Source organism: Leeuwenhoekiella sp. CH_XMU1409-2, assembly GCF_037029365.1.
In the GTDB taxonomy this organism is placed as follows: Bacteria; Bacteroidota; Bacteroidia; order Flavobacteriales; family Flavobacteriaceae; genus Leeuwenhoekiella; species Leeuwenhoekiella blandensis.
The window spans coordinates 40,639-61,099 of record NZ_JAYMEI010000022.1; the positions used below are offsets into that span (position 1 = coordinate 40,639).

Here is a 20,461-nt window from a genome sequence, read left to right on the forward strand (position 1 = left end):
TTAATCAAAAAGCGACTCCTGAAGCCAAAGTCTGCGGAATTTCCCATCACTATCATAGCGTTCTGCCTGACTTTTAATATTGAATTTTCTATCTCGAGGATCATTGCCCACGCCGCTATTGTACATCCAATTGCCGTAATTGCTGTGCACATCATAATCGATCAACATACTTTCAAAATAGGCTGCGCCTATACGCCAATCTTGTTGTAATTCTTTTGCCCAGTAACTCGCAACATTCTGACGGCCACGGTTGCTCATCCAGCCGGTCGCGGCAATTTCTTTCATATTGGCATTTACAAAATCATATTTCGTCTGGCCGTTTATCCATTCCTTTTTTGCGGCCTTGTTGGTTTTCCAATCGTAGTCTTTCTCTAGAATTCCACCGATCTTAAAAATTTGATCACCGTACTTTAAGGAAATGTATTTGAAGAAATCCCGCCACATCAATTCAAAAAAGAGCCAATAAGTACTTTCATTTTTGGTTTCTTCTTGTTCAAAAGCTTTTATTTTCCAGTAAATGGTACGTGCTGAAATGCTTCCGTTTGCCAGCCAAGCCGAAAGTTTTGAGCTGTAATTTTTTCCGGTAAGTCCGTTACGTGTTTTCTTATAAACCGCGAGTTTTTTGGTCTGCCAGAAATAGTCTTCAATTCGATTTAATGCTTGCTGTTCTCCACCTTTAAAAGGAAATGCAGTTCTATGATCTGGCTCAAAACTTTCTAGATTTAAATCCTGGAGTGTAGGAATCGAAGTTGAGGTTGCTTCATAATTCGTTTGCGGAAATGCAGCAATAGCAACTTCTTCTCTGATATTTAAGTTTTTCTCGCATTTTTTGCGCCATTGCGTAAATACATTAGGAATTGCTTCAATAGATTTATATGGAAGGTCTTCAGGATGAATGAGAAATTGATCATAACTTTCAAAAAATGTAACCGATGCTGAACACGATTCTTTAACCTTTCTAGTAACTTCCTGTTCTTCAGAGGTCCATTCTTCTTGAAAGAAGAGCTGATCTATTTGTAAGCGCTCCATCAACTGTGGAAGAATGTCTTCCGGTTGTTCATTATAAATATATAAAGGAATATTCAACTCGGCGAGATGTTCTCGTAACTCGGTGACCGTTTCAATTAAAAATTGTGCGCGAAAACGTTCGGTCTTTTTAAAACCGAATTGATCTTCTTGAAATTGTCTGGGATCAAAACAGTAAATTGCTGCAAGTCGCTTGGCATTTTTGCTAGCCTTGAATAAGCTCGTGTTGTCCTTTACGCGTAAATCATTTCTAAACCAAACCAGGTTATTCATACGTTTTTAGTTCTTCTGCAGCGTTCACTGCAGTAATTAACATCATCCCAATTTTTCTCCCACTTTTTGCGCCATGTGAATGGCTTTTTACAAACGACACAAATTTTTTCCGGAAGATTTACTTTTTTATGAGCCAAGATCCTTAATTGAATTTACTGGTTGGTCAGGTTGCGCGTAGGTAAAACGGTTCAGGATTTGAGGAAGTGCATACCCGTCTAGCCCGTCGATACAAACCGTTTGAGCACGTTCTAGATTGAGCCAGCCATCTTCTGCCTGAATTTCACGATCTACATAAATATGCTGGATTCTGCCAATTATAAAATGACAATCATTTTCTTTGATAAAATATTCATTCTCAAAAGTGCATCCTAATTTGATTCTGCTCTGTTGCACATAAGGCGCTTTAAAGTCATCGAGGTATTCTTCGTTTAATAAGGTTTTGTCAAACTCTGAAACTGTACCATCATATTTTGCTGAAGTTTTATGCGCTTCTTTTATGAAATTTTGATTTACGTGGTTTACCGTAAAAACTCCTGTCTTTTTGAGATTGTCATAGGTGTTGCGATCTACAGTAGTCGGTCGTAAAATAAAGCTAAGTAGGGGCGGGTTGCTGCCTAAATGGGTAACCGAACTAAAGATGGCAACATTTGTAATTCCGTCTTCTGAAATACTCCCTAAAAGATTAGCAGACTTGAATCCCGTACAACTGTTTATAAAGTGCGCACGGTATTTTGAAGGCAATTCTGCTATTTGCTCTGCTGTATAATGTCTCATAAAAAAAGGGTAAGAATTAACTCACCCTAAAAATATGATTTGTTTAATCTTAATGCTGTTAACATTAAACAAAATAACAAAATTTTAAAAGTCTATGCTTCCTGCTGTTCTGCTTTATACGTGGGATAATCGGTATATCCTTTTTCTCCCTGGGTGTAGAACGTATCTTCATCCCAGTCTGCCATAGGAGCATTCATTGCAAAACGTTCTACCAGATCTGGATTCGAGATAAATAATTTTCCAAAAGCGACCAAGTCTGCATTTCCTTCTTCTATTACTTTATTTCCGCTTTCTTGATCAAAGTTTGCATTGATCATCAGGTTACCGTGATATTTAGGACGATAATGCTTTGCGATCTCAGTTTCTAGATAGTCAATATCGCTAACATCTGTAAAGGGTTCAGATAAGTGTAAATAGGCTAAATCGTAGTTGTTCAAACGTTCTACGATATGATCAAACGTTGGGATGGTTTCTTCGGTAGCTTCGATTCCAAATACTCCATTTAGCGATGGATTTAAGCGCACTCCAATTTTATTTTCAGGAAGTACTTCTTTTACCTTGTCTAGAGTTTCAAAGAAAAAACGGACTCTATTCTCTATGCTTCCGCCATAGTCATCAGTTCGTACATTTGCGTTCTTATTAAAAAATTGATGAAATAAATAGCCATTAGAGCTGTGTATTTCGACCCCGTCAAAGCCTGCTTCTATAGCATTTTTTGCAGCGTTTACAAAATCTTCCTGAGTTTGTTTGATTTCCTCCAGCGTCATTGCTCTGGGCTCTTCAGTTTCTTTAAAGCCTTCTGGAGTGTATGCTTTTGCATTTGGGTTTACTGCACTTGGTGCCAATGGTTTTTCTCCGTTGTGAAAATCAGGATGTGACATTCGGCCCACGTGCCATAACTGAATGAAAATTTTTCCGTCTTCGGCGTGCACAGCATCTACAACTTTTTTCCATCCTTCGACTTGCTCAGTGGTGTGAATTCCGGGAGTGTGGATGTAACCAACAGCTTGCTCAGATACTTGAGATCCTTCAGTAATGATCAATCCGGCACTGGCTCTTTGGGTATAATATTCGACGTGCATCTCTGTAGGAACATTGCCGGGATTGTCTGCGCGACTACGCGTCATAGGAGCCATAACTACACGATTCTTCAGTGTTGTTGCTCCAAGTTTAAATGATTGTAATAAAGGTTGATCGGTTTGCATAATTTTTCTTTTTCGGTTTAGCGATTGATAAATCAATCGTGCTATATACTAGATTTTTGTCCTAAAGATTCGTAAAGCCTAACAAATAAGCTTGTTAAACGTTTTATAAAATAGGAATTGAAAGCGCGACTAGTGAATCAATCATCTAGATTTTCACGCATTTCTCTCTGGCGCATAGGCATGTTGTCTATGGTTTCAAAAATGGCAACAACATCAAATGGAACATTTTTCTGCATCTTGACGCCACCATCTTTTCCGATTAGGGTAAAGCCTTCAAAATTGGTAGGAATGTCATAGCGTTTTCTAAGTGGGCTTACGTGAAATCCTGAAAGTGCTTTGAGATCTTTATCATAGATGCGTCCTTTTGCGAGTGCAAATAAGAGAATGTTTCGGTCGTCGAGTTTTTTAGGCGAACTTTTAATGCGCTCCCAATGCGAAATGAATTTTTCTGAAGTGAGATTTTGTGTAGAGAGCACAACGATGCGATTGCGCCACTTATATTTTGAGAAATCTTCTTGTGCCGAAGCTGAAATTGAAAAGAGAATCAGAGCGAGGTTGGCTATTCTTTTCATAAATGTTCGTTGTCTTTTAAAAGTTCAGGAAATTGCTTTTTGAAGCGATTAAGTCGCGGGAGCGAAACACCTCTAATGTAAGGGTCATTTGGATTTTTACGCTCATAATCCTGATGGTAGGCTTCGGCTTTCCAGAATTTTTGAAACGGTAAAACCTGGGTTACAATAGATTCGTTATAAACAGTTTCATCAAGTTCTTTTATGATACTGTCTATGATTTTCTTTTCATCTTCATTTTGATAGAATGCGATAGAGCGGTATTGTTTGCCTTTGTCCGGCCCTTGCCGGTTGAGGCTGGTAGGATCGTGCGAACCAAAAAAAGCAAGAACTAAATTGCGGTAGCTTACCATTTCTGGATTGTAAAACACTTCAACAGCCTCTGCATGATTGGTCTTACCGTAACTTACTTGCTTGTATGTGGGGTTTTCTTCAAACCCGCCGCTGTAGCCACTTACGGCTTCCTTGACTCCTTTTATACTTTCAAAAATAGCTTCTACGCACCAGAAGCAACCGCTGGCAAAGTAAGCACGTTCATAACCATCTAAGGGTTCCGTTTGCACGGGATCAAGCTGCGCCATTTTTTGCTCATACTCAGAAGGCTCAGAATTTTTACAATTCGAGAAGAAAAGTAATAGCAATAATAGCCCGGTAATGAATCGCATAGCGTGGTTTTTCCTTTAAAGTTAAGGAGAAGAACCACGCGACTCTCCTAAGAGGCTGTTAAACTGGTATGTAAGCTGTATTGAAACGAGTCTTTCTGGCTGGCAGTAGCGGGCTCAGAAGGCATTTGTTGATAACAACTTTTAAATCTGGAGCCTCGTCTTATGGTGTTATACCCTTTTGACGGTGTCAATAAAAAAAGCCCCGTAAAAACGGGGCTTTTCAAATATATCTTAGAAAAAGATTACAATTTTGCGAAAATTGCTTCCATTTTTTCTGCTTCTTCTTTTGCTAGTTCTTCATCTACAAGGATACGACCACTGTGCTCATCGGTAATGATTTTTTTGCGACCGGCGATCTCTACTTGTACCTGCGGTGGGATCGTAAAGAAAGATCCTCCTGAAGCTCCACGCTCGATTGCTACTACAGCAAGACCGTTACGTACATTAGAGCGAATACGCTTGTAAGCTTTTACCAGACGCTCATCGATTTGCTCCTCATAAGCTTCTCCTTTTTCAAGAAGCGCTTGCTCCTCTTTTTCAGTTTCTGCTAAGATTTCATCAAGCTCGTCTTTCTTGTGTTTAAGGTGCTTTTGGCGCTCCTCAAGACGTTCTTTTGTAGTGTTGATCACTTCGTTTTTCTGCTCGATTTGAGCACGAAATTCTCTAATATTCTTTTCAGCAAGTTGAATTTCTAATTCTTGAAATTCAATCTCTTTGCTAAGTGAGTTGTACTCTCTATTGTTACGCACATTTTTTTGCTGCTCAGAATATTTCTTGATAGCTGCTTTAGCGTCTTCAATAAGGATTTTTTTCGCTTTGATCTGATCATCGATCAAGCTTAACTCACCACCTAATTTGTCAAGTCGGGTATTTAATCCTGCAACTTCATCTTCAAGGTCTTCTACTTCTAAAGGAAGCTCACCACGCACATTGCGAATGGTGTCAACGCGAGCGTGTATCAACTGCAGATCATATAATGCTCTGAGTTTTTCTTCAACAGTTGCTTCGGTCTTTTTTGCCATATTATAAATACTTAATAGGATTGGTGTTTTCGTCTGATAAAACGACTGCAAAATTAGTAATTTTTTTCGTAAGATAGTCGGTCAGAATATTTTTTGTGAATTGCTCACTCTCATAATGTCCTATATCTGCTAAAATAAGTTGACCTTCAGCTTGATAAAACTGATGATATTTCAAATCTGCAGTAATCAATGCGTCTGCTCCCGAAGCCATTGCGGCCCCAATGGCAAAGCTTCCGCTTCCACCTAAAACGGCTACTTTTTGTACAGGTTTGTCTCTTAAAGCCGAATGGCGAATGCCTTGTGCATCAAAGACTTTTTTTACATTTTCTAAAAAGCTACGTTCATCTTGTGGTGTTTCGAGTTCGCCAAGCATTCCCATACCAATGTTTTGATTGGTGTTATCTAAGGTAGTGATCTCGTAGGCTACTTCCTCATAAGAATGTGCATTAAACAATGCTTTGAGGATGCTTGATTGCAGCCGCGCTTCAAAGGTTACATTCAGTTGAACTTCTTTTTCTATTTGTAGTTCTCCGGCTTTGCCTACCGTAGGATTGCTTTGTTCATTTCCTTTAAAAGTACCTTTGCCTTTTGTGCTAAAACTGCATTGCTCATAATTGCCTATGTTGCCTGCGCCGGCGGCAAAGAGTGACTCGCGTACCGCGATCACTTCGTTTTTAGGAACATACGTGGTGAGTTTTTTAATGACTCCAGGTTTAGGGATTAATACACTGCGGTTTTTAAGACCTAAAGCATCACACATGCCTTTGCTTACGCCGTGTGGCATATTGTCTAGTGCGGTATGAATAGCATAAATGGCAATGTCGTTTTTAATGGCTTTAAGTACCACGCGTTCCACATAATTTTTACCGGTTATTTTTTTAAGTCCGCCAAAGATTATAGGATGAAAACTCACAATAAGATTGCAGTTTTTTGAGATGGCTTCATCAACGGTTTTTTCCAGTGTGTCGAGTGTGACGAGCACTCCGGTAACCTTTGTGTTTTGATCGCCTAGTAGTAGTCCTACGTTGTCAAAATCTTCGGCGTATGCTAGTGGTGCAAATTCTTCAATCGCCTGAGTAACATCTTTTATAGTCATGGATTTTGTGTCTTTTCAGAAAGCGTTAAAGATAAAAATTGCAGGTGTGGATGACTATGGAAATTAAATAAAAGTCTACTTCGAGTTTTTATTAAGGTACCGTTATTAAAGAAAAGTAATACCTTCGGGCTGTGAGAACATTGCGAAAAATACTTTGGCCTTTTGCTGTCCCTTATGATGGAGTAACTCGTGTGCGCAATTATCTTTTTGATAAGCAGATTTTTGAATCACGCTCGTATGATTTCCCTGTAATAGGAATTGGGAATTTATCTGTAGGCGGTACGGGAAAAACTCCTATGACCGAGTATGTTTTGAATTTACTCAGGAACAAACACACCCTTGCTACGTTGAGCAGAGGTTATGGCAGAACGACTAGTGGATACCGTGATGTAACTTCAGATTCTAAAGCGGTTGAGGTGGGAGATGAGCCGCTTCAGTTTGCAATGAAATTTCCTGAGGTACACGTTGCGGTTTGTGAGCGTCGTGTAGCAGGTATTGATAAATTACGTCTCAAAAAACCAGAGCCAGAAGTTGTTATTTTAGATGATGTTTTTCAGCATAGAAAAGTGAAGCCTGGTTTTTTAATTATGCTCACGGCGTTTAATGATCTTTTTTATGAAGATCTGGTACTTCCTGCCGGAAACCTTAGGGAATCAAGATCAGGTGCCGAAAGGGCTCATGCGATCATTGTGACCAAGTGTCCTGCTGATTTGAGTTTGGAAGCGCAAAAAAGAATCGCTGAGAAAATAAGTGCATATGCTGAAGCTAAAGTGTTCTTTAGCACCATAGCTTATGGGGAATTGTACGATGACACACAGAAGATTGATTGGTTACAATTGACAGATCAAAAAATAAGTGTGGTTACCGGTATTGCGAAGCCTGAACCTTTTTTAGCATATTTGACAGCGAAAGGATTGCATTATGACCATATTGCTTATGGTGATCACCATAACTTTTCTGAAAGGGAATTGGCAGCATTAGATAAAAAAGAATGCATCATTACTACCGAAAAGGATTACATGCGTTTAAAAGGAAAGCTTAAAAAAGCACACTTATACTATTTACCGATAGCCTTTCAGTTTTTAAAAGATGCTGAAGTTTTCAATGAATCGATACTAGAGTTCGTAGAAAGCTAATGCCTACAGAATTACATTTTTACGTTTTAAGGCATTGTGGATTTTAAAGAAAAACTCTTCAACCTTATAGGGTTTTGGGATGATGTCATTAAATCCGGCCAGATAAAAATCATCTATATTTTCATCAATGGTAACCGCGGTTAACGCGAGTATAGGCAAGTCTTTGTTAAATTCTCTGATCTTTTGAGTGGCTTCAATACCGCTTATTCCCGGCATATGAATATCCATCAAGACAAGGTCAAAAGGTTCAAAACGAACTTTCTCGATCGCGATTTCGCCATTATCAGCTACTTCGCATTTCATTTCGTTTTTCTCAAGAATTTTTCTGGTGATCATTTGGTTGATCTTATTATCTTCAACAACCAATAACTTTCTGCCTTTTAAGGCTTCGTAATCTATATTGTACACGCGTTCTTCAGGTTCGTTTGCTTTACTTTTGGCAAGGCCATATTTGATATCGAAGAAAAATTTAGATCCTTTACCTAAGGTACTTTCCAGTTCGATCTTACTCTTTTGAAGGGAAAGCAGTCGTTTTACAATAGAAAGGCCAAGACCGGTTCCACCGAATTTTCTGTTGATCTGTACAGAGCCCTGAGTAAAGTTCTGAAAAATATCTTTTTGTTTTTTCTTACTGATTCCTTCACCGGTATCTTCAACTTCAAAATGTAAATACGTTTGCGTATCGTTGCGGCTAAGTTGTTTGATCCTGATAAAAATATCACCGTCTCGCGTAAACTTGTTTCCGTTACCAATGAGATTAATCAAAATTTGCGAGATCATAAGCGGATCTCCTATAATTTGCTCGGGTATTTCTTCATCATATTCCAAAGTAAGCTTGTTGCCTTTTTCCTGAGCTGAGCGCTCAAGAGCAAAAAGCACATCATCTACGCGCTTGCGCAGGTTGAAAGTGGCTTGTTCTACTTCAACTTTATCGGCTTCAAGCTTGTTGAGGTCCAGGATGTTATTGATGAGCGACAGTAAATATTCTCCCGAAAATTTCAAGGAGTCTAAGTGCTTCTTTTGTTCTTCGGTTGGGTTTTCGCTCAATAAAAGGTGCGTAAGACCGGTAACTGCATACATCGGTGTTCGCAATTCGTGTGTAATGGTCGAGAGAAATTGTGCTTTTACAACAGAAGCCTTTTCTGCGTTCTCTTTTGCGATCATCAATTCGGCATTTTTAGCCTGTAATAATTCGTTTGCTTTTGCGCGAAGGTTGTTGTTTTTATAAAGCGATAGAGCCAATAGACATAAGATGGTAAATAAGGCAATGATTAAAACCGTTGTGATTTTATTGGCTTGCACGCGCTTGCCCGGGTCATAATCGTCTGCGTTTATATTGGCAAGTAATGCATTGCGAATGGCGGTATTCTTTACATTATTGTTGGCGTCGCCAAAATAGGTGAGCCTTTTTTGATTGTATAAGGATAAGAAAGAAAAGGCTTCTTCATATTCCTTGCGCTCAGAATGTACCTTACTTAAAAGATTAAGCGCATCAACTTCAAGCTGCGGATAGTTGTTATTAAGACTGATCTCGTGTGCGCTGGTAGCGTACTCTAGGGCAGGATCTAGTTGACCCAGTTGCAAATTGGTTTTTCCTTCCTGCAGGTAAACACGACACAATAAATAATTATTTTTTGACTGAGTTTTCTTAAGAAGCGCTTCTGCTTCCTGGAATCGTGTTAGGGCTTCTTCATCTTGTTTGAGTTCTTGATAGATGTTTCCTTCGTAGAGATAGGTGGTCGCTAATTGAACTCTGGAATTTTCATCACGCTGATTTTGATAGATGATTTCAGCATTTTCAAGAAAAGGTAAGGCTTTTTCACTGTTGCCTGTCTTGATTAAGATTTGGCTGTATATAATGTAATCTTGTCCTAAATTATTGAGCTCTTGCAATTCCTGATGCAGCTTAATAGCATTGAGGATGTAAGGTCCAGCAAGTTCGTATTGACCTAACTCGTAGTAGATTTTTGTCAACAATTGATTGCTGATCGCTTCATTACTACTGTTCTTGGATTCTAGAGAAAGTGCTTCAGCCTTTTTAATGTTTGCAATTGCCTCGTCAAAATTTGCACGATCCATTGCTATAACCCCTTTTAAGAGAAGCGAATCGATCTGAATGTTTTGTGCATTTTCAGCCCGACTTGGTTTTTGACCAAATCCCACAAACGAAAGGAGAAGTAATAAGACGACAAGTAGCTTTCTGTCGATCAACATTTTTAGACACATTAAGATACTAATATAGACACTTTGTTGAAATATCAGTAGAAATCTCTAAATAATTTATGAGATTTTGAGGATTAAGTCGATCAAGCGTGAGGAATATCCGGTTTCGTTATCATACCAGCCAATGAGTTTCACCAAGTTGCCAATAACAGAAGTCATTTGGGAGTCAACTATACAAGAATGAGAATTGCCTACAATATCAATAGAAACCAGAGGGACTTCGGTATACTGAAGGATATTTTTTAAAGAACCGGCGGCTGCTTTTTGAAAGGCTTCATTGATCTCTTCTATAGTTGTGTCGCGAGAAACATTTAAGGTAAGATCGGTTAGGGAGCCATTAGGTACGGGGACCCGTATGCCACAACCTCCTATGACTTCACTTAGATCTGGGAATATTTTTGTTAAAGCCTTGGCAGCTCCGGTAGTGGTGGGCACGATAGACTGTCCTGCAGCGCGAGCCCGTCGCAAATCAGGATGTGGTTGGTCGTGTAAACTTTGGTCTGTGGTGTAGGAATGCACGGTGGTTATATATGCCTGCTTTATTCCACAGAGGTCATTAACGACTTTTATCATAGGTGCCGCATTATTGGTCGTGCAACTCGCGTTAGAAAGAATACGCTCGGTGCCATCAATTTGAAAATCGTTAACGCCTAAGACAATTGTTTTGATACTGTCATCTGTCGGAGGAACGCTTAAAATAACTTTTGGCGCGCCTGCATCTAGATGCGGTTTTAAAAGATTATAAGTTTTAAACTTTCCCGTTGCTTCTATGACAAGGTCTAACTTGTGACGATGCCAGGGGATTGCTCCCGGACTACTTTCTTGATATAAAGCAATAAGAGAATCATCAACTTTTAAACCTTTCTCAGTGTGAGTAACCTCGGCATTGAATATACCGTGAATACTGTCGTATTTAAGCAAATGTGCTAAAGTTGCTCCTTCTGCTTTATCATTTATAGCGACAACTTCAATAGTGGGATGCTTATGTAGAAGGCGAAAGAGTCTTCTTCCTATGCGTCCAAAACCGTTTATTCCGATTTTGATTTTAGCCATAAAAAATACCTCTAGTTGATGTGCTTTTGTGCTTTGTATGAAGAACGAACGAGCGCGCTACTTTCTACATGGCGGAAGCCCATTTCTAAACCGATCGTCTCGTATTTTTTGAATTGATCTGGAGTGATGAATTGCTTTACAGAAAGATGCTTTTTTGAAGGCTGAAGGTATTGACCTATGGTTACAACATCTACATCTGCCGCTCTAAGATCTCTAAGCGTTTGTACGACTTCTTCTTCAGTTTCTCCTAGCCCTAGCATAATACCAGACTTTGTGCGTCTAATACCTTGTGCTTTCAAATATTTAAGCACACCAAGACTACGCTCGTATTGTGCTTGTATACGCACTTCACGCGTTAAGCGTTTTACCGTTTCCATATTATGAGAAACCACTTCTGGTGAGACTTCTACAATCCGGTCGATGTTACGCTCGTTTCCTTGAAAGTCAGGGATTAGAGTTTCTAAAGTGGTGTCAGGATTCATACGTCTAATGGCTTTCACCGTTTCAGCCCACATAATTGATCCCATATCCTTTAGATCATCACGATCTACCGAAGTTATCACCGCATGCTTGATTTTCATCAACTTTATAGATCGGGCTACTTTTTCTGGCTCTTCCCAGTCAAGTGTATCTGGTCTCCCTGTTTTCACTCCACAAAAACCACAAGAGCGTGTGCATACATTACCCAAGATCATAAAGGTAGCGGTGCCTTCGCTCCAGCATTCTCCCATATTAGGACAGCTTCCTGAAGTACAAATAGTATGTAAATCGTACTTGTCTACAAGGCTTCTGAGTTCGGTGTACTTCTTGCCGGTGGGCAATTTAACGCGCAACCATTTTGGTTTTGGTTTATGTACAGGTGCAGCTATGGTTTCAGTATTCATTACAATTTTTTTAGGGATACAAAGATACAAACTGTGTTTTAAATAACAGTTTGTTATTAGTGATGTCTCAATAGTCTCGTTTGTAGCCTTAAGCTAACAGTGTTTATTGAAAATTAAGCTGTTAACAAGGCCTTAGCACTTGCGTTAAAATTTAGGTAATTAGGAAATCCTTGTGATAAACACCTTGATTATCAGGCTACTTTTACATCAGTATTAAACACAAAAACACTCTATTATGAAACGATTTACACTTCCTTTTTTGATTATTGCAGTTATAACGGGAATATATGGTTTTGGAGGTTTTGATCTTTGGGCTACTGAAGCTGCACGAATTCTGTTTTTAATTTCAGCAGATTTATTTGTGGTTTCACTTTTTGCTAAGTTTTTATTTAAAAAGAGTCCTAAGCGCGTTGCGCAACAGGTAAAATCATAATTTACGAACCTTTCACCCATATATTTAAAACTGCTTTTTTACTTAGCAGTTTTTTTTATGCCTAAATTGTAGCACAGTTATTGATACACTTTTTAAAAACTTTTATGCGAAATAGCTTACTAATCACACTTTGCTTATTTGCGATACACTTTGCAAATGCTCAAGAACAAACTTTACTTCGAGGCGCAGTTACCGAAACTACTGTAACCAATGACTCTCTTGATATTTCGTACTCCATTTATCTTCCTCAAAATTACGATCCTGAGAAGCTGGCCAAAGCACTTTTTGTATTTGATCCTGAAGGGGAAGGGACTAAGGCAGTTCGTCTGTTTGCTTCGGGATTGCAGGGCGAGGATTTTGTGATTGTTTCTAATAATCATCCGATGTCCTCAACAATTGATAGTCTTGATGGCAATGCAAATAATGTGCTTCTCATTGTGCGTGATGTTTTTAGAAAAATAGCTGTAGATAAATACCGAGTTTATTTTAGTGGACTTAAAGGTGGAGCTAAAACGGCGAGTGCGTTATCCTATATATTTAAGAGTTCGGCTAATTTGCTCCTTATCGATGATATGTATTTTGCAAATCGCTTTGCTAATCAAGCGCAGCGCAATCTGGCGATAGGTGTAATAGGTGACGCATCACCAAATTATTATCCTATGGAAGATTATTTCTATATGATGAAAGCTTACGGTAAGGACAACGAGTTGTATACCTATGATGATACCAGTGAATGGCCGTCTGCGGCTTTGTTAGGAACTTTAGTTAAACGACTCGATCATCTTAATGTGGAGCAACATAATTTAAAGGTCGAGGATTCGGTTTGGCAACGGCAGGCATCTGCAGATCTCAATACGGTACAGGGTTTAATCAACTCCGGTCAACTGGTAGTGGCTTATGATCTTGTACGAGATCTTAAAGGAGATTATCGGGGTGAAGTAGATCTTGATCCTATACGCGAAGTTCAACGTTCTTTGCGCAGGTCTGATGCCTACAAACAGGCGAAGCGTCTACATAGTAAAGATGAAGTTCAAGAAGGTTTGCTCCTTGATGATATCAGCTATTTTTTAGATGAAGATCTTGCGCTGGGTAATTTTAAAAATCTTGGTTATTGGGATGATCGAATCCAACAATTTAAAACAGCTGCGCAAAATGCGGCAAAGCCCATCGAGCAAAAAGTAGCGCGGCGCATGTTGGGCTATATCGATTATACGGTAAAAGACTTTTTGGCGCTCAACAAAGTGGCGCTTTATGACCAACGCATTTTTGCTAATGTGCTTAAAACTATTCTAGACCCTGACGATTACTATGCTTATTTAGATATTATTAGTCTTGCAGCTCAAGATGAGGATGAAAATACTGCTTTTTTCTACCTCGAAGAATTGCTGAAACAAGGCTACACAGACTATGATAAACTCTACGACATTCCGGATACGGAGTTTGTAAAAATAAAGCCTGTTTATAATCAACTTATTGAAAGCTACCTGGGTAAATCTAAATTTTAAGAGTATTCGCGCGACGCTTTACATAAAACAATAGCGCTAAAGCGAGTAAGGTTATAAGGCCCATGATTGCCCAGGTTAGATTGTAACCTAACGAATTTACCAATTGCATTCCGCTGTTGTGGCCAAATATATGCGCTAGTGAAAAAGACATGCTGTACAGTCCCATGTATGCGCCTTGCCTCCCCAATTTGGCACGACGAAGCGCAAAAGCATTTCCAAAAGGGAATGCAACCATTTCACCTAATGTAGCGGTAGCCATACCTAAAACGAGAACGCCGGGCCAGCCTTCAATATAAAAGAAAAGAAAACTTAAGCCGGTAAGCAATAAACCTCCAATAACATTGCCAATCAAATTCCAGCCGCGTCGCTCCATGTATGCAATGAGTGGCATTTCAAACACAAAAATCATCAGGCCGTTCATGCCTAGCAGAAGACCTATTTGAGACTCGGTGAGCAAGCGTACTTCTTTATAATAGACAGGCACGGTTGAAAAATATTGAACAAAGACAACACCAAATAAAGCAAGTGCAATCAGGAAGATTACATACAAGCCATCTTTGTGAGGTGCCAGCGGATTTTCCACAAGTTGTTCTTGATCAACTTCTTTGGCCTTTTTCGGGTTTAAGGTTTGAATTAAAAGAAACCCTGCAAGAATACAGGTAATTCCGTCTGCTAGAAAGAGTCCGTAATAACCAATACTGGCGATAATAATTCCGCCCAAAGCCGGTCCGGCAGAAAAGCCTAAATTAATCGCGAGGCGTATAAGGGTTAAGGAGCGTGTCTTGTTTTCCGGTTTGCTATAAGCACTTAAGGCTACAAAAAAGGCAGGCCGAGACATATCTGCAACGGTGATCAATGCAAAAAAGCCCAAGCATACAGCCCAAAAACTGGTAATGAATTGAAGCCCTAAAAAACCAATTCCTGTTGCTATTAAACTTAAAAGTATCGTCTTATAATAGCCTAGTTTATCTGATAAAATGCCACCAAGCCACGAACCGAATAAGGAGCCAAAACCAAAGCACGTCATGACCCATCCTACGCTGCTCAAACTAAATCCCAGATCATCGCGCAAATAAAGCGACAGAAAAGGAATGACCATTGCTCCGGCACGGTTGACCAAAGTAATAAGAGCCAGCCACCAAATTTCTTTTGATAGGCCTTTGAACGTGTCTAAGTAAGAGGTAAATAGTTTTTTCACAGTGTTATTAAGTAAACTGCCTTAGGGCAAGTATATGAGTCATTGGTTGGAAACGAATTTTCAATTTTTAGGCAACTCGGAGTATTAAACCCTTTGATGGCGCCAATAAAAAAAGTCTGACCGAAAGGCCAGACTTTTAATGTTGTGATATAAAATAATAAACTATCTACACAACGCGTCTGGCAAGGTAACCTGTACCTTCACATAACGATATGATGTAAATAGAGTTTTCATGAATTCTAAAGTTGTTTTAAAACTACTAAAACTTTTTAAAGCGTAGTCTGTGTTTTTTAACTTTTTTTGATTTAGAGACTTTCGGTTGTCAATTCCTGAGCAGCTACGGGTAAATATAATTCAGTGACCCATTCTGCTGGGTTTTCGGTATCGTCAGGTCCTACAACATAAAATTCAAAAGGATTACTATCTGGCGCAAGGGCGTATTCGTTTTCAGCCATATACTCATAGGTTTGCTGCCACGCTTCATCAAGATTGCTCAAATCTCCGGTGAGTTTGGTTTTGATAACCGTATATGCCGGTAAGAAGCCACAAAGAATATTGCTGTCTTCAGGAACCACAATACGAGAAGTTGTTGGGATTCCGCTAGAAATTATGGCTGTATTATTTATCTCGTCTTTTGAGTTATAAATAGTAAGTGGTTTTCCTAAAATGGTAATGTTGTTGCCTTCCATAAAACGCTTTACCGAAGGAATCATCTCCTGCACTTCCTTGCTCACATTGCTCAATGTTGTCGAAGTGGTAGCATACATATAAAAGCCGCCGCTGTATTGCGTGATGCCATTTACATCAATATTGTACACTTTCATTGCGGCACGCACGTTTTCGTCCAGCGCTGAAAGTCCCTTTTTGTACATTTTATGCATTTCTCCATCAAAATCATAACCGCCGATAGTGAAATAAGCTTTGTCCATCAAGGTGTGTTCCCCACGCATCCCCCAAGTTACCTTAGTGCCATTTTCGACCTTTTCAAATTGCCAATATACGTTAGCTGTGCGCTCGCCCCCGGGAGTGATAAAAGTTATGTCTTGTTCTATACGCTGGTTCTCTATAACAGAGGTCGTGCGCATCGAGCCGTCAACCTCTTTTCCATTCCAAGAATAGCTGGCACCTTCACCACTGGTGTTTTCAGGATAGTTAAAAACCATTGTAGGGTCTTCTTGTTTCCAAGGTCCCCATTCTTCCCAAGTTTTATAGTCGTTTACTTTTTTGAAAACCAGACTTAAAGGTGCTTCAATGACCTGTGTTTCTTCGATCTCATAACTACCATCTTTAGTGGCAAAATAAATAGCTCCGGCAATAAAGACGATAAGCAGAAGAAAAAACAGGTATTTTAAAATTTTCATGGAGGAAGAGGTTTAACTGCTAATTTAACAATTTACTCCATATTCTAAGCGATTCTCAGGAAACTTGCAGCTATAAAAATCAATTATTTATTTAATGTGATTTTTATTAAAAACAGAATCGCAACAAATGCGATAAAACCTACCAAAATCCATAAGGATCCTTTGTACTCTTTTTTGTGAAGTTTTCGGTCTTTGCGATAACTCATCCAAATGAAAAAAACGAAGGCGATGAAGAAAAGCCCTGCAAAAACCAACTGTCCCGTACTAAACATTTTAATGTATTTTTAGTCAAAATTAAGTCTTTAAAACAGAATATTACGATGAAAAAACGATTAGCTGCGGTACATAAATTTCATAGCACTTTTGGATTAGGAATTGAAGAAGCTCCAAAGGCCGACTTAGGCGAGGCTAAAAATTTGTTGCGTTTCAATTTGATGAAAGAAGAGAATGAAGAATATCTAGAAGCAGCCAACAATAATGACCTTGCAGAAGTTGCCGATGCGTTGGGCGATATGCTCTACATCTTATGCGGAACCATTTTAGAACACGGGATGCAGCATAAGATCGAAGAAGTTTTTGACGAAATTCAGCGCAGTAATATGAGTAAGTTAGGAGCCGATGGGAAACCGGTGTACCGCGAGGACGGCAAAGTGCTGAAAGGGCCAGATTATTTTAAGCCAAACATTAAAAAGATCCTGAATAACTAATCTAGTTTTTTTCTCCACTTATTAAGGCTAAATTCGCAGCCTATGAGCGCAATCAATTATGTTTCGGTAGAGTCTATCGCTAAAGCGTTTGGCGAGCGGGTATTGTTTAAAGATTTGTCTTTTGGTATTAACGAAGGACAAAAAATTGGCTTAGTTGCCAAAAACGGTACCGGTAAAACGTCGATGCTTGATATTTTGGCAGGAGCCGAAAATCCAGACAGTGGGCAGGTGGTATATCGCAAAGGTATCAAGATTTCTTTCCTTCCGCAGGAACCCGATCTTGATCCTAACCTCACTGTAGAGCAAACTATTTTTGATAGCGATAATGAGATCTTAAACGTGATTTCGGCCTATGAGCACGCCCTTCAAAATATGGAAGATACTGAAGCGTATCAGAAAGCTTTTGATCAGATGGAAGCCCATCAGGCTTGGGATTTTGAAACCCAATATAAACAGATATTATTTCAGCTTAAACTGGATGATCTTGACCGTAAAGTTGAAAAGTTAAGCGGTGGACAAAAAAAGCGTTTGGCACTCGCCAATATGCTGCTCAGCAAACCCGATTTACTGATTCTTGATGAGCCCACAAACCACTTAGATCTTGAGATGATCGAGTGGTTAGAGCAGTTTTTTGCCAAAGAGAATTTCACCCTGTTTATGGTAACGCACGATCGCTACTTTCTGGAGCGCGTGTGTAATGAGATCATTGAACTGGATGAAGGGAAGCTGTATAGTTATAAAGGAAATTATGCCTATTACCTAGAGAAGCGCGATGCGCGAATTACCAACGAAGAGGTAGAGACCGGGAAAGCAAAACAGCTTTTTAAAAAGGAATTGGAGTGGATGCGTCGCCAGCCCAAGGCGCGTACTACAAAGTCTAAATCGCGTATCGATGACTTTGCCGAAATAAAAGAACGCGCACACAAACGCCGTAACGATCACGAGGTACAACTCGAGCTGAATATGGAGCGTTTGGGAAGTAAGATCGTAGAGCTACACAAAGTTTCTAAGTCGTTTAAAGACCGCGTGATCCTCGATAAGTTTGACTATAATTTTCAGCGGGCAGATCGTATTGGGATCATCGGTAAAAATGGAACCGGGAAATCTACATTTCTCAATATCCTTACAGGAAAAATGCCACCCGATGGCGGAAAGATCGTGATCGGGGAGACTATTCAATTTGGCTATTATACACAAAAGGGAATTGAGATCAAGCACGGTCAAAAGGTGATTGATGTTATCAAAGAATTCGGTGATTATATTCCGCTGAAAAAGGGGCGCCAGATTTCTGCAGGTCAGCTTTTAGAGCGTTTTCTTTTTGACCGAAAAAAGCAATATGACTTCGTTGAAAAATTGAGTGGAGGCGAGCGTAAGCGTTTATATTTATGTACGGTGCTTATTCAGAATCCTAACTTTTTAATTCTGGATGAACCTACTAACGATCTGGATATTGTGACGCTCAATGTGCTTGAGAGTTTCTTGCTGGATTATCCGGGATGTTTGATCGTGGTTTCGCACGATCGTTATTTTATGGATAAGATCGTTGACCATCTTTTTGTATTTAGAGGACAAGGTGTGGTTGAAGATTTTCCGGGGAATTACTCTGATTTTAGAGCTTATGATGCTGGTCCGGCAGTTATACAGGAGGAAGATCCGCAGCCTAAAGTGGAAAAGGAAACCAATAAAGACAATTGGAAAACAGCCGGAAGTGCACTTTCTTATAACGAGCAAAAGGAATACAACCGACTGGAACGCGATATCGCCAAGCTTGAAAAGGAAAAGGAAAAGAAGGAAGCCGAATTTCTAAATCCTGATTTGTCAGGAGATGAGATCAATCAAGCTTCTGTTGAGCTGCAGCAGATTCAGGATAAAATAGACGAATTTACCGAGCGTTGGTTTGATCTAAGCGCCAAGATGGAAGGTTAAGCTAAAATAGAAATTTGAAAACCGAAATCTGAGTATGTGGTATACTCCAAAAGCATATTTAAAATTTCTAAAATCTGCGACCAATCAACACGGGGTGCATTCTCCTTTTGTGTACACCTTTGTCACTAAATGCCTTTACCGAAAAACTTCAAAAGAAGCTAAAAACCAACTTAGAGCGTATCGAAATAAACTTCGTAAATCTGATGAAGTTATTGAAGTAACCGACTTTGGTGCGGGATCGCGTGTCTTTAAAAGCAATAGACGTGCGGTTAAAGATATAGCCAAACACGCCGGAGCACGGTTCTCCAGAATGAAATTGCTTTATCGTGTAGTGACCTATTTTAAACCAAACGCTATTTTAGAATTAGGAACCTCTTTAGGTTTAGCTTCAGTTTCTTTGGCTTTGCCTAAAACAGCAAAAATGACTTCGCTAGAAGGTTGCCCGCAAACCGCTGCCGTGGCTCAGAAGCATTTAAAAAGCGCAGAACTTTCAAATGTTGAGGTTGTTGTAGGTGATTTTAAGCAAACGCTTCCGCAGGTGATTTCAGAAAAATTTGATCTTATTTATTTTGACGGAAATCACAGTAAGGAGGCAACCTTAAACTACTTTGAGCAATTACTGCCCACTGCGCATAACGACAGTGTGTGGATCTTTGATGATATCTATTGGTCGCCACAAATGACAGAAGCTTGGCAGCTGATTAAGCAACATCCTCGGGTGAGCGTTACAGTAGATTGTTTTTGGCTGGGTTTTGTATTCTTTAGAACCGAGCAGGTTGAGGAGCATTTTAAAATTAGGTAGTGAGGTTTTCTAATTATTTTCTGTTATAAACTTTAAGTCTTCCATAGTTTAGTCCTAATTCATAATTATTATTATTTAAGTTATCCTTACTTATAATTATATCATATTCACAAGTTTCCGACAATTCAGTGGCGGGAGTGAGTTGATAATCTAATTTGGTGTTTTCTGATTTTTTAATGTAGTAACGTATGTTCCGCGTAATAATTTCCTCATTACAAACTGCATTTCTGTATTTGGAACTTATCAAATATTCTGCTATTTGCTTTCCAGCATAACTTTCAGTAAAAATATTTTTCATGTTAGATATCTGGCTAAAAACCATTAAGATTGAAATTATGGTTAATACCAAACTTATTCTAATTCGTGGATAGCTATTTTCAAATTTTGATATATATATGCCTACTAAGAAAATAATTGGAATACTCAAGAAAACCCAGGTTCTTTCAAACGGAATAACACCGTGTAAAATCAAAGCCAGAGGCGCAGATAATAAGGTGATGAAAATTAATTTAATTAAATGTTTAGTGTGTAAGCTTCCCCAGACTAGAACTGCTTAATTTTCCAAAACTGGTTTAAAATTATTGTTATTCATTCTCTTGGGGC

The 20,461-nt window shown here is 39.2% G+C and carries 21 protein-coding genes; 6 read left to right on the forward strand and 15 right to left on the reverse strand.

The features are described from left to right. The 8 genes from WA338_RS17535 to WA338_RS17570 form a co-directional block, all read right to left on the reverse strand. Window positions 1-1,299, reverse strand: coding sequence for a DASH family cryptochrome (locus tag WA338_RS17535; protein WP_336094360.1), 1,299 nt, complete (start codon window positions 1,297-1,299; stop codon window positions 1-3). Further along, entirely contained in the window at window positions 1,296-1,436 is a 141-nt protein-coding gene (locus WA338_RS17540) for a DUF2256 domain-containing protein (protein WP_336094361.1), read from the reverse strand. The genes WA338_RS17535 and WA338_RS17540 overlap by 4 nt, the downstream gene beginning before the upstream one ends. Next, a complete protein-coding gene (locus WA338_RS17545; RefSeq protein WP_336094362.1) occupies window positions 1,426-2,073 on the reverse strand; it encodes a flavin reductase family protein in 648 nt (215 codons plus the stop codon). Before WA338_RS17545 ends, WA338_RS17540 begins: the two co-directional genes overlap by 11 nt. 92 nt (window positions 2,074-2,165) lie before the next feature. Beyond that, window positions 2,166-3,278, reverse strand: coding sequence for an alkene reductase (locus tag WA338_RS17550; protein WP_336094363.1), 1,113 nt, complete (start codon window positions 3,276-3,278; stop codon window positions 2,166-2,168). Between the two features lie 137 nt (window positions 3,279-3,415). Next, a complete protein-coding gene (locus tag WA338_RS17555) occupies window positions 3,416-3,850 on the reverse strand; it encodes a DUF4174 domain-containing protein (protein ID WP_273016136.1) in 435 nt (144 codons plus the stop codon). Then, window positions 3,847-4,512: a peptide-methionine (S)-S-oxide reductase MsrA gene (gene msrA / locus WA338_RS17560; protein WP_273016134.1), complete on the reverse strand. Its 666-nt coding sequence runs from the start codon at window positions 4,510-4,512 to the stop codon at window positions 3,847-3,849. Before msrA ends, WA338_RS17555 begins: the two co-directional genes overlap by 4 nt. 242 nt (window positions 4,513-4,754) lie before the next feature. Continuing rightward, window positions 4,755-5,534, reverse strand: coding sequence for a zinc ribbon domain-containing protein (locus WA338_RS17565; protein WP_009781303.1), 780 nt, complete (start codon window positions 5,532-5,534; stop codon window positions 4,755-4,757). Between the two features lies 1 nt (window position 5,535). After that, a complete protein-coding gene (locus tag WA338_RS17570) occupies window positions 5,536-6,630 on the reverse strand; it encodes a Nif3-like dinuclear metal center hexameric protein (RefSeq protein ID WP_336094365.1) in 1,095 nt (364 codons plus the stop codon). 131 nt (window positions 6,631-6,761) lie between these two features. On the opposite strand from WA338_RS17570, the gene lpxK reads away from it, so the two are divergent. Then, window positions 6,762-7,766 (forward strand): tetraacyldisaccharide 4'-kinase, encoded by a 1,005-nt coding sequence (gene lpxK, locus WA338_RS17575; RefSeq protein WP_040532907.1) that lies wholly within the window; start codon window positions 6,762-6,764, stop codon window positions 7,764-7,766. A gap of 3 nt (window positions 7,767-7,769) precedes the next feature. On the opposite strand, the gene WA338_RS17580 is transcribed toward lpxK, so the two are convergent. From WA338_RS17580 to lipA, 3 genes are all read right to left on the reverse strand, one after another. After that, window positions 7,770-9,980: a hybrid sensor histidine kinase/response regulator gene (locus tag WA338_RS17580; RefSeq protein ID WP_336094366.1), complete on the reverse strand. Its 2,211-nt coding sequence runs from the start codon at window positions 9,978-9,980 to the stop codon at window positions 7,770-7,772. 66 nt (window positions 9,981-10,046) lie between these two features. Continuing rightward, window positions 10,047-11,042, reverse strand: coding sequence for a type I glyceraldehyde-3-phosphate dehydrogenase (gap, locus tag WA338_RS17585; protein ID WP_336094367.1), 996 nt, complete (start codon window positions 11,040-11,042; stop codon window positions 10,047-10,049). Window positions 11,043-11,053: 11 nt separating this feature from the next. Then, a complete protein-coding gene (lipA, locus tag WA338_RS17590; protein ID WP_336094368.1) occupies window positions 11,054-11,926 on the reverse strand; it encodes a lipoyl synthase in 873 nt (290 codons plus the stop codon). 235 nt (window positions 11,927-12,161) lie between these two features. Between lipA and WA338_RS17595 the strand changes: the two genes are divergently transcribed. Both WA338_RS17595 and WA338_RS17600 read left to right on the forward strand, forming a co-directional pair. Then, window positions 12,162-12,359, forward strand: a complete 198-nt coding sequence (locus WA338_RS17595) for a DUF1328 domain-containing protein (protein WP_009781297.1) — start codon at window positions 12,162-12,164, stop codon at window positions 12,357-12,359. A gap of 104 nt (window positions 12,360-12,463) precedes the next feature. Continuing rightward, window positions 12,464-13,864 carry a hypothetical protein gene (locus tag WA338_RS17600; RefSeq protein WP_336094370.1) on the forward strand — a complete coding sequence of 467 codons (1,401 nt, stop codon included), beginning with the start codon at window positions 12,464-12,466 and terminating at the stop codon, window positions 13,862-13,864. Here the strand turns inward: WA338_RS17600 and WA338_RS17605 are convergent. The 3 genes from WA338_RS17605 to WA338_RS17615 all read right to left on the reverse strand — a co-directional run bounded on the left by WA338_RS17605 (window position 13,854) and on the right by WA338_RS17615 (window position 16,695). After that, window positions 13,854-15,062: an MDR family MFS transporter gene (locus WA338_RS17605; RefSeq protein ID WP_009781295.1), complete on the reverse strand. Its 1,209-nt coding sequence runs from the start codon at window positions 15,060-15,062 to the stop codon at window positions 13,854-13,856. The two genes, WA338_RS17600 and WA338_RS17605, sit on opposite strands and share 11 nt — an antisense overlap. A gap of 305 nt (window positions 15,063-15,367) precedes the next feature. After that, on the reverse strand, window positions 15,368-16,423 hold the full coding sequence (locus WA338_RS17610; RefSeq protein WP_009781294.1) for an SRPBCC family protein: 1,056 nt from the start codon (window positions 16,421-16,423) through the stop codon (window positions 15,368-15,370). Between the two features lie 83 nt (window positions 16,424-16,506). Further along, window positions 16,507-16,695 (reverse strand): hypothetical protein, encoded by a 189-nt coding sequence (locus WA338_RS17615; RefSeq protein WP_009781293.1) that lies wholly within the window; start codon window positions 16,693-16,695, stop codon window positions 16,507-16,509. A gap of 48 nt (window positions 16,696-16,743) precedes the next feature. Between WA338_RS17615 and WA338_RS17620 the strand changes: the two genes are divergently transcribed. Genes WA338_RS17620 through WA338_RS17630 form a run of 3 tightly spaced genes read left to right on the forward strand, consistent with a single transcriptional unit; the run spans window position 16,744 to window position 19,858 of the window. Then, complete coding sequence (locus WA338_RS17620; protein ID WP_009781292.1) at window positions 16,744-17,130, forward strand: nucleoside triphosphate pyrophosphohydrolase family protein; 387 nt, start codon at window positions 16,744-16,746, stop codon at window positions 17,128-17,130. Between the two features lie 51 nt (window positions 17,131-17,181). Next, window positions 17,182-19,056 carry an ABC-F family ATP-binding cassette domain-containing protein gene (locus WA338_RS17625; protein WP_167598902.1) on the forward strand — a complete coding sequence of 625 codons (1,875 nt, stop codon included), beginning with the start codon at window positions 17,182-17,184 and terminating at the stop codon, window positions 19,054-19,056. Window positions 19,057-19,090: 34 nt separating this feature from the next. Continuing rightward, a complete protein-coding gene (locus tag WA338_RS17630; RefSeq protein ID WP_336094371.1) occupies window positions 19,091-19,858 on the forward strand; it encodes an O-methyltransferase in 768 nt (255 codons plus the stop codon). Between the two features lie 13 nt (window positions 19,859-19,871). On the opposite strand, the gene WA338_RS17635 is transcribed toward WA338_RS17630, so the two are convergent. After that, window positions 19,872-20,156 (reverse strand): hypothetical protein, encoded by a 285-nt coding sequence (locus tag WA338_RS17635; protein WP_336094373.1) that lies wholly within the window; start codon window positions 20,154-20,156, stop codon window positions 19,872-19,874. Window positions 20,157-20,461 lie beyond the last annotated feature (305 nt).